The sequence below is a fragment of the Pseudomonas sp. A-B-19 genome, assembly GCF_019947515.1.
GTDB lineage: Bacteria > Pseudomonadota > Gammaproteobacteria > Pseudomonadales > Pseudomonadaceae > Aquipseudomonas.
On record NZ_JAGYGN010000016.1, the window covers coordinates 1 to 9,638 of the forward strand.

A 9,638-nucleotide genomic window follows, 5' to 3' on the forward strand; every position below is an offset into this window, starting at 1 on the left:
GAGTCCCCTGAAGGGCCGTCGAAGACTACGACGTTGATAGGTTGGGTGTGTAAGCGCTGTGAGGCGTTGAGCTAACCAATACTAATTGCCCGTGAGGCTTGACCATATAACACCCAAGCAATCTGCCTACTTCGAAAGAAGCATCAGATTGCGGTGTGTGAAGACGCAATGAACCGAAAGTTCGACGCTCACAAAACACCGAAAGCTGTCACATACCCAATTTGCTGAACCGTCGAAAGACGTTTCGGTACCCGAATTTCTTGACGACCATAGAGCATTGGAACCACCTGATCCCATCCCGAACTCAGCAGTGAAACGATGCATCGCCGATGGTAGTGTGGGGTTTCCCCATGTGAGAGTAGGTCATCGTCAAGATTAAATTCCAAAACCCCTATCTGCGCATGCAGGTAGGGGTTTTGTTTTTCCGGTCCCTGTGGAGCGAGCTCGCTCGCGAACAACGCCAGGACCCCCCTGGTGGCCCCAGGCAGCCAGCGTCAGCGTTGACGACCATCGCGAGCGAGCTCCTACACCGGCATCATGGATGCTCATGCGTAGGCGAGGGCTTTTTCCTCCAGCAGTTCCTCATACAAGGCCGTCCATTTGCGACCCATTTCGTCTGCCGTAAACAGATTTTGATAACGGGCCTGCGCCTTCTCGCCCATTTGCGCCGCCAGCACCGGGTTTTCCCACAGCGTGCGCATCGCCTCACGGAACGCCAATGGATTGCTCGGCGGCACCACCAGCCCGGTCTCGTCATGGATGTTGATGTAGCTGGTGCCAGTGCCAATCTCACTGGAGATCATCGGTTTGCCATACATCGCGCCTTCAAGCAGCGAAATGCCGAAGGCTTCGGAGCGCAGGTGCGACGGGAACACGATGGCGTAGCTCAGTTGCAGTAGCGCTACCTTGTCCTCGTCCCCCAGACGCCCGAGGAAGTGAACATTGCGTAAACCCAGGGCGCTCGCCTGGGCATGCAGCTCTGCTTCCAGTGGGCCGGCACCGACAATCACTGTCGGGTAATCCAGGTTCTTCAGGGCGTCGAGCAGGATGTGCAAACCTTTGTAGTAGCGCATCACACCGACAAACAGAAAAAACTTGTCGCCGAGCTTTTGCCGCCAGTGGGCCGTTCGATTGCTGTCCGGCTGCGGGTAACCTGCCTTGTTCAGCCCATAGGGAATCACTCGGGTCTTGTGCTGAAACTGTTGCAGCACATCACTGGTGTGCAGGTAATTGGGCGATGCAGCGACGATCCGGTCGGCGCTGTGCAGAAAGCGATTCATCAGCGGCCGGTAAAGTTTGAGCAGGTTTTTCTGGCGGATGATGTCCGAGTGGTACGTCACCACGCTGGGTTTGTTCAGGCCGCTGGCGAAATGCACCAGGTCCATGAACGGCCAGGGAAAGTGGTAATTGACCACGTCGGCTTCGGCTGCCAACTCGCGAAACTGTTTGAAGACGCTCCAGGAAAACCCTGTGGAGGCGAACTGAATGTCGAGTTTGGCCCGATGGACTTCATGATGACCGAGCTGTACCACCGGCGTTGTCGGATCGGCACTGAGTGTCAGTACCTTGCCTTCAACACCGTGCAGGGCACCGCTTTCGCACAACTGGAAAATCACTTGTTCGATCCCGCCGACCGAGTCAGGCAGGTACGTCTTGAAAAAATGAAGAACTCGCATTCAACCTCCCATTGCCTGGCGATAAGCGCTGGCCGTGACTTGCGCGCAGCGTTCCCAGGAAAAAAGCCTTGCCTGTAGCAATCCGTCTTCCCGGCATGCCTGCCAATGCGCTGGATCCTCGATCAGACGACTCATCGCATCACACAAACCGTCGGTTTCATCCGGTTCAACATAGTTACCTGCAGAACCTGCCACTTCGGGCATGGCCGAACGCCTGGTCAGAATGACCGGCGTGCCGCAGGCCATGGCCTCCAGCACCGGCAGGCCAAAACCTTCGTAAAGCGACGGAAAAATCAATGCCCGGGCGCCGGCCAACAGTTGTGCAACGTGCTCGTCAGGCAGATAGCCCAGCAAACAGACATGACCGCTGGCCAGGGCCTGGTGCAATTCTTCGCTGAACTGCTCGTGCTGCCAGCCGGCCATGCCGACGATCAGCAAAGGAAAACGCTGACGGAGCGATTCCGGCAATCGGGCGTGGGCGCGCAGGGCCAGGGACAGATTCTTGCGCGGTTCCAGGGTGCCGACACAGAGGAAGTATTCCCGCGCTTCGACGCCATGGGTCTTGAGTACGGTGTCGATAGTCTCGGGGGACCGCGGGTGAAAACGCGCGGCTACACCGAGCGGGGCGACGACAAATCGCTCGGCCGGTAACCCGAAATGTGCCTGGGCTTCGTCAGCAATGAACTGCGAGTCGGTCAGAATCAGGCTTGCCTGTCGCACGCCGTCGGCCACGCGCCGTTCGATTTCTCGCAAGCGCGCTGGTGGCTGCGTTTCAGGATAGTGCAGGTGAGTCAGGTCATGCAGGGTGATGACGGTCGGACCGTCGAACGACAGCGGCCACAAACTCGGTTCGTGGTAGAGGTCGATGGCTTGCGTGCGGCCCTGATCGAAGCGTTTCTGCTCCAGCCACCGTCGGGCCTGATAGGCCCCCGGAATCTGCCGCAGCAAGGGCGTCAGTCGGGAATAACCGGGCATGGCCGCTTGCGGCAGCACATCACTCCAGCCCCAGCCATGAAACAGCGCCAGTTCAATATCCGGTTCACCCGCCAGGGCATTCGCCAGTTCGGCGACGTAGTGGCCGATGCCGGTGCGCGGCGCCTGGAGGATGCGGGCGTTAAGGGCAATGCGCATGTTGCTTCTCTTGTTCGAGCGGCACATCCGGGAGATTGCGCAGGGTGCGTGAAGCCAGTTGCGCACTGGCTTCACGCCAGCCGATCCAGTGCCAGTGCGCGACGTCGCGAGTGGCCGGGAATTGACCGCTGCTCTCGAAACCGATGACCAGATCAGCCAGGCTTTGTGGCTCTGCCAGATCGAAGTACGCCATGAACTCGCCGCCGATTTCGCGAAAGACCGCGATGTCGCTGCCCATGGCCGGCAGCCCACGCTGCATGGCTTCTACCAGGGGCAGGCCGAAGCCTTCCACGAAAGACGGAAACACCAGTGAGCTGGCGTGGGTGTAGGCATGTTCGAGGCTGGTGTCGCTCAGGTCATTGAACATGAACAGTCGTTGATTCAGCTGCGGGTGATTACGGACCCGGGCCAGCAGCGCGTCGCACTTCCAGCCAACCCGCCCGGCAATGCACAGCCGGGCCTTGGAGCCTGCCGCCCAGGCTCGTTCGAAGGCGTCCAGCAGGTAGGCGTGGTTCTTGCGCGGCTCGATGGTACTGACCATCAAAAACACCGGTTCCGATGTCGCGAACAGCCGGGCAAGACGCGGTTCCACGGCGGCGTCGACTTCCCTCAGATCGAGTTCGGAGCCCAGGTGGAAATAATCGAACCACAACCCGGTGGCCTTGGCGCAGCCCAGACGGCGCTGAACTTCCTCACGCACCTGGTCACGCACCGTGGCGGAAATCGCCACGTAGCCATCGGCGGTTTGGGTGACCCAGTCGAACCACTCGTTGAACACCTGCACCAGCCGTGAGTCGTAGAATTGCGGGTGAGTCAGGGGAATCAAATCGTAGATGACTGAAACGATACCCACGTCTTCACGTTTGAGCTGTTCGACAAACGGGAAAAAGTCGGTGTGCCAGGACGAGTCCAGCAGCACCAGTTGATCCCCCGGTTGGTGTTGCAACGGCGTACAACGTTTGGGCAGTTGATACTGATCGAGCTGGTCGATCAGGCGCAGCGGCACGCTGAAGCAGGTCAGCGCTGTCAGTCGATAGGCCACGTATGCCACGCGCCGGGCGAGCCGTGATGCCAGGTGTTTATCGAGCCGCTGGTGCCATTGCCAGAAACGATGTGCCAGCCGGCCAAGGCGCCCGCCGAACGTCATCAACGGATCGAAAAACGGAATGTTCAGCGCGCCGAGTTTCAATACCCGATAGAGCTTGCCCTTGAGCATCACAACCGGGATGCATTCAACACCGTCGACCGATTCCGGTAGCTGGTTGACGACGTTGCGCACCACCCGCTGGATGCCCGAATTGACCTTGGGGTGCTGGAATACGTGCGTGCATTCCACCAAAAGACGCGTCATGGCGTGCTCCCCGAGGTGACCGGCGCGCTCGAGCGCGTGACGGTGGTCTTCGCGGCCAGCCACGAGCAGCCGACAAAATCTTCCTGGCGGTTGTTGATCACATGGAACACCAATCCGTAATCGCGCCATTCGAAGTTGCGGTCCAGGTGCGAATCCAGGCGTGACAAGCTCAACGCTACGGAATAGTTACCCTTGCCCAGCCCCATGACGAACGCAAAGCGATAACTCACGCGCTCGCCAGCCTGCAGATCGGTCAGTGCCTGATCCTGGCGATGGGTGTTGATGCCATACATCGCCTGGCCCAGGCGATCCTTGATCATGAAGCCCAGTACCAGCCGTTCGATGTCCTGGCGAACCTCGACATTCACCTCCAGCACGACCGGCTGGCCGACTTCGGCGGCGTCGATGGAGCGTTCCTGTTGGTCGAGCAGGCGCACGCTCAGAATCCTGGCTTCACCCGTTCCCGAAATGGTACTGACCTGGCCGCCAGCGAGGGCCTCCTGGCGCACGGTCTGTCCTTCGCGCTCGGCGAGCAGGGCGTTGTAGTAATCCATGACGGTTTCGGGGGTGTCGTGCATGGCCATGTGGCCGTTTTCCAGGAGGATCGCCGAGTCGCAGATCGACTGAATCGCCGAGCGGTCATGGGAGACGATCAACAGCGTGGTGCCGGCTTTGCGAAAGCTGCGGATGCGGTCGAAACTTTTGTGCTGAAAGTAGGCGTCGCCCACCGACAGTGCTTCGTCGACGATCAGAATGTCCGGGCGCCGCGCGGTGGCCACGCTGAACGCCAGGCGCATTTGCATACCGCTGGAATAGGTGCGCACCGGGTGGTCGATGGCGTCGCCTATTTCCGCGAAACGTTCGATTTGCGGCATCAACGCTTCTATTTCTTCGACCTGCATGCCCAGTAGTTGCCCGGCCATGACCGCATTCTGCCGGCCGGTAAAGTCCGCATGAAAACCCATGCCCAATTCCAGCAGGGCAGCGACGCGGCCTTCCAGCTCAATGGTGCCGCAGGTGGGTTGGGTGGTGCCGGTGATCATCTTCAACAAGGTGCTCTTGCCGGCGCCGTTGACCCCGACGATGCCCACCGATTCTCCGGGGGCAATCTGGAAGGTCACGTCTTGCAGCACCCAATGCTGGCGATGACGGATCGGCGAAAACGGGATCAGCCACTCGGCCAGTCGGCTCCAGCGGGTAGGGTATTGTTTATAGGCCTTGCCCAGTCCGGTGACGCGTATGTGCCCCATCAGAGTTCATCCACCATTTCACCGACCCTCTGCCGGAACAGCCGCAGGCCAATGACGAAGAGCAATACGCTGGCGACCATGATCGGCAGCAGCGAACTCCAGACGGGCCATGCGCCGTACAGGAAGATGTTCTGGTAGCTGGTGATCAGGTTGGTCAGGGGGTTGAGTTGCAGCAAGCGCTGCACCCAGTCGGGCAGGATGCTCATCGGGTAAACGATTGGCGTCAGCCAGAACCAGAATTGCAGGCAGATGGCGAAAAACTGCCCGACATCGCGAAAAAACACATTCAGTACGCCAAGAATGATCCCCAACCCGGCACAGAACATCACCTGTAACGCCAGCAGAGGAATGAGCGCCAACAGCGCCAGGCCCGGCAGGCGACCGGTGATCAACAGAAAGCCGAGGAACAGGCCGATGATGATTGCGAAGTTGATCCCGGCATTCAACAGCACGATCACCGGCAGGCAGATCCGTGGAAAGCTGATTTTTTTCAGCAGATTGGCGTTATCCAGAAACATGTTCTGGCTGCGCACCGTGATCTCTGCGAACAAGCCCCAGGTCAGCAACCCGGCGCAGAGGTAGATGCTGTAGGCCATGCCGTCATCTACCCCTGGCAAACGCGCGCGCATGATGTGGGAAAAAATCACGGTGTAGACAATGATCATCGACAGCGGATTGAGCACGGTCCACAGGGCACCGAACAACGAATTGCGATAACGCGCCTGAAATTCTCGCTGGACGCTACCGAGAATGAACCCTCGATAGCTGCCCAGCGTGCGGTAAAGGGAAAGCAGCATTCAAACCGTCCTGCCGTATTGATCTTCGAAGCGGACAATGTCGTCCTCTCCCAGGTATTCGCCGCTTTGCACCTCGATGATCACCAGATCGATCACGCCGGGATTCTCCAGGCGATGCTTGTGCCCGGCAGCAATGAAGGTCGATTCGTTCTTGGCCACCAGGTGCGTGCCGGTGCCGTTGTTGGTGACCTTGGCCATGCCTTCGACCACCACCCAGTGTTCATTGCGATGGTGGTGCATCTGCAACGACAACTTGGCGCCGGGCTTGACCACGATGCGTTTGATCTTGAAGCGCGGGCCTTCCTCGAGCACGGTGTAGGTGCCCCATGGCCGGCTGACCGTACGGTGCAGGCGATAGGCTTCGTGCTCTTTTTCCTTGAGCTGCCTGGCCACCCGGCGCACATCCTGGGCGCGGTCGGCGTGGGCCACCAGCACCGCGTCGGCGGTGTCGACGATGATCAGGTTATCCACGCCCACGGTCGCCACCAGACGGTTATCGCTCTGGACGAAATTGTTGTGGCTGTCGATGAATATCGACTCGCCGACGGCGCGGTTGTTCTGCGCATCCGCCGGTACCAGCGCGGCCACCGCACCCCAGGAGCCGATATCGCTCCAGTCGAAACGGGCCGGCACGACCACCACCTTGTCGGAGCGCTCCATCAATGCGTAGTCGATGGAAATATCCATGATTTCGCCAAACAGGGTCGGTGACAGTTCCTGTTGTACATCCCCGGCGTTTTCCACGGGAGCGCTGGCGGCCATGCAGCTCTGCGTCTGCTCCAGCAGGTCGGGAGCATGGGTTTTCAGCTCGGCCAGCAGGGTGGCGACCGAGAAGCAGAACATCCCGGAGTTCCACAGGAAGTTGCCGCTTTCCAGATAATGCGTCGCGGTTTGCAGGTCTGGTTTTTCGACGAAGCGCCGCACGCTGGCAGCGCCCTTATCGTCCAGTGATGTGCCGGCTTCAATGTAGCCAAAACCGGTTTCCGGAGCGGTCGGCACCACCCCGAAGGTCACCAGATGACCACGCCTGGCCAATGTCACGGCATGCTCGACCGCGTCCTTCAGTGCGTCGACATTGACGATCAAGTGGTCGGCGGGCATCACCAGCATGATCGCGTCGTCGCCATGCAGGGCCTGCAGGGAGAGGGCGGCGGCGGCAATGGCCGGCGCCGTATTGCGACCCGTCGGCTCCAGCAGGAAGTGCCCGCGATGTCGGCCAAGGTGCGCGTCCCGAAAGTGATCCTTGCTCTGGAAGTAGTACTCGCGGTTGGTCACTGTGACGATATCGCCCCAGCCGTCGAGCAGGTCCGCGGCCCGCCGATAGGTCTTGCCCAGCAGCGACTGGCCGTCGGGCAAGGCCATGAAGGGTTTGGGATGGCCCTCACGGGACACCGGCCACAACCTGGTCCCGGCACCGCCGGAGAGAATCACGGGAATCAGCATGGCCTACTCCTTGGCGACGCGTTTCATGTCCGCATCCATCATCATGCGGATCAAGGCATCCAGATCGGTTTTGGGTTTCCAGCCCAGCACACGCTGGGCCTTGGCCGAGTTGCCGAGCAGCACTTCCACTTCGGCCGGGCGGAAGAACGCCGGGTCGATCTTCACATAGTCGCGGTAGTTCAGGCCCACATGATCGAAGGCGATCCGGCACATCTCGCGCACGGTGGTGGTCACGCCGGTGGCCACCACGAAGTCGTCGGGTTTGTCCTGTTGCAGCATCAGCCACATGGCTTCGACGTAATCTCCGGCAAAGCCCCAGTCGCGTTTGGCGTCGATGTTGCCCAGACGCAGTTCATGCTGCTTGCCCTGCTTGATCCGGGCGGCGGCGTCGGTGACTTTGCGTGTGACGAACTCGATGCCGCGCAGCGGTGATTCATGGTTGAACAGGATGCCGCTGCTGGCGTGCAGGTTGAAGCTCTCGCGGTAGTTCACGGTGATCCAGTGGCCGTACAACTTGGCTACGCCATACGGGCTGCGCGGATAGAACGGCGTGTTCTCGTCCTGCTGTTCGGCCTGGATCAGGCCGAACATTTCGCTGGTGGACGCTTGGTAAAAACGCGTGTGCGGGCTGAACTGACGAATCGCTTCGAGCAGGTGGGTAACGCCCAGACCGTCGACGATGCCGGTGGTCACCGGTTGATCCCAGGAGGCCGCGACAAAGCTTTGCGCGGCGAGGTTATAGACCTCGTCCGGCGCCGACTTGATCACTGCGCGCTGCACTGAACAGGCATCGGCCATGTCGCCGTCCAGGTAGACGATGTCCGCCTCGATGCCCATCTCACGCAGGCGCCAGCGCGAGTCGCTGCTGCGACGCGCCACCAGGCCGTGGACTTTGTAGCCCTTGTCGAGCAGCAGTTTGGCCAGATACGCGCCATCCTGGCCGGTGATACCTGTGATCAATGCACTTTTAGTCATTCTTGTCGTACTCGCTTCTCCCAGTCGGACAGGATCGCCCGCAGGGATTGTTGTGTTGTGATTTCAGGCTTCCATTCGGTGGTCTGCATCAGCCTGGCAGGGCTGCCACACACCCGGCGCTGATCCGCGCGGCGAAGTCGCGCGGGGTCCTGGACCAATTGCAGGTCGACCTCGGCAATACCTGCCATTTGCTCGATCAAACTGCGAATGCTCTGCTCGCGCCCCGAGCAAATGTTGTAGACCTGCCCCGGTGTGCCTTTCTCCAGCAAGGCCAGGTAGGCCGAGACCACGTCCGCGACATCAAGGAAATCGCGTGTGACATCGATGTCCCCGACCTCCAGTCGTGGCCCTTGCAGGCCTTGCCTGATCCGGCAGATCTGACGGGCGGCGCTGGCGATGGCGAAGCTGTCTTTCTGCCCTGTGCCGATGTGGTTGAACGGGCGGGCGACCAGTACCGGCCAGCCTTCGCTCAGGCCCCATTGCAAACTCAGGAACTCTGCCGACAGTTTGCTCACGGCATAGGGATTGCGCGGGCAGGGTGGCTGCAATTCAGTGATGGGCAGATGCTCTTCGGTAACCTGGCCATAGACATCACCGGAACTGACGTACAGAAATGTGCCGGTGAAGCCGCGCGCCTTGAGGGCTTGCAGCAGGTTCAGGGTGCCCAGCAGGTTGATGCTCAGGGTGCGCGCCGGATCACGAAAGGCCTCCGGGACGAAAGTCTGGCCGGCCAGGTGAATCACCGCATCAGGCATTTGCGGCCACAGGCTTTCGAGGCTGTCCGGCGCGGCGAGATCGTAGCGGTCAGGCGCCACCAGAATTTCCCATTCCGAGGCATCAGCCTGCAATCGCAATTGGACGTGTTGTCCGACGAATCCGGTCAGCCCCGTGACAAACAGACGCTTTTTCAAACAGCGACCCCTTGGTCATGCATTTCATCCAGTTTCCACGGTCTTCATGGAAAGGTTTCACGAGTCGATATGATCGCTCGAAAGACAGGTGAAATGTTTGTTGT

8 protein-coding genes and 2 rRNA genes are annotated in these 9,638 nt (G+C 59.9%); 2 read left to right on the forward strand and 8 right to left on the reverse strand.

Annotation, left to right across the window (positions count from 1 at the left end; translation table 11 throughout):
• Positions 1–106 (forward strand): 23S ribosomal RNA (locus KGA81_RS18070); the annotation flags it as partial.
• Positions 107–259: 153 nt separating this feature from the next.
• A 5S ribosomal RNA gene (gene rrf / locus KGA81_RS18075) occupies positions 260–375 on the forward strand.
• 170 nt (positions 376–545) lie between these two features.
• Here rrf and KGA81_RS18080 read toward each other — a convergent pair.
• Genes KGA81_RS18080 through KGA81_RS18115 form a run of 8 tightly spaced genes read right to left on the reverse strand, consistent with a single transcriptional unit; the run spans position 546 to position 9,534 of the window.
• Complete coding sequence (locus tag KGA81_RS18080) at positions 546–1,676, reverse strand: glycosyltransferase family 4 protein (RefSeq protein WP_223547524.1); 1,131 nt, start codon at positions 1,674–1,676, stop codon at positions 546–548.
• Entirely contained in the window at positions 1,677–2,807 is a 1,131-nt protein-coding gene (locus KGA81_RS18085; protein WP_223547525.1) for a glycosyltransferase family 4 protein, read from the reverse strand. It lies immediately after the preceding gene.
• Positions 2,791–4,158 (reverse strand): glycosyltransferase family 4 protein, encoded by a 1,368-nt coding sequence (locus KGA81_RS18090; RefSeq protein WP_223547526.1) that lies wholly within the window; start codon positions 4,156–4,158, stop codon positions 2,791–2,793. Before KGA81_RS18090 ends, KGA81_RS18085 begins: the two co-directional genes overlap by 17 nt.
• A complete protein-coding gene (locus tag KGA81_RS18095; RefSeq protein WP_223547527.1) occupies positions 4,155–5,408 on the reverse strand; it encodes an ABC transporter ATP-binding protein in 1,254 nt (417 codons plus the stop codon). The genes KGA81_RS18090 and KGA81_RS18095 overlap by 4 nt, the downstream gene beginning before the upstream one ends.
• Positions 5,408–6,205, reverse strand: a complete 798-nt coding sequence (locus KGA81_RS18100) for an ABC transporter permease (RefSeq protein ID WP_223547528.1) — start codon at positions 6,203–6,205, stop codon at positions 5,408–5,410. Before KGA81_RS18100 ends, KGA81_RS18095 begins: the two co-directional genes overlap by 1 nt.
• Positions 6,206–7,648 carry a mannose-1-phosphate guanylyltransferase/mannose-6-phosphate isomerase gene (locus tag KGA81_RS18105; protein WP_223547529.1) on the reverse strand — a complete coding sequence of 481 codons (1,443 nt, stop codon included), beginning with the start codon at positions 7,646–7,648 and terminating at the stop codon, positions 6,206–6,208.
• A gap of 3 nt (positions 7,649–7,651) precedes the next feature.
• Positions 7,652–8,623: a GDP-mannose 4,6-dehydratase gene (gene gmd, locus KGA81_RS18110; RefSeq protein WP_223547530.1), complete on the reverse strand. Its 972-nt coding sequence runs from the start codon at positions 8,621–8,623 to the stop codon at positions 7,652–7,654.
• Positions 8,620–9,534 carry a GDP-mannose 4,6-dehydratase gene (locus KGA81_RS18115; RefSeq protein ID WP_223547531.1) on the reverse strand — a complete coding sequence of 305 codons (915 nt, stop codon included), beginning with the start codon at positions 9,532–9,534 and terminating at the stop codon, positions 8,620–8,622. Before KGA81_RS18115 ends, gmd begins: the two co-directional genes overlap by 4 nt.
• Between the last annotated feature and the right edge of the window lie 104 nt (positions 9,535–9,638).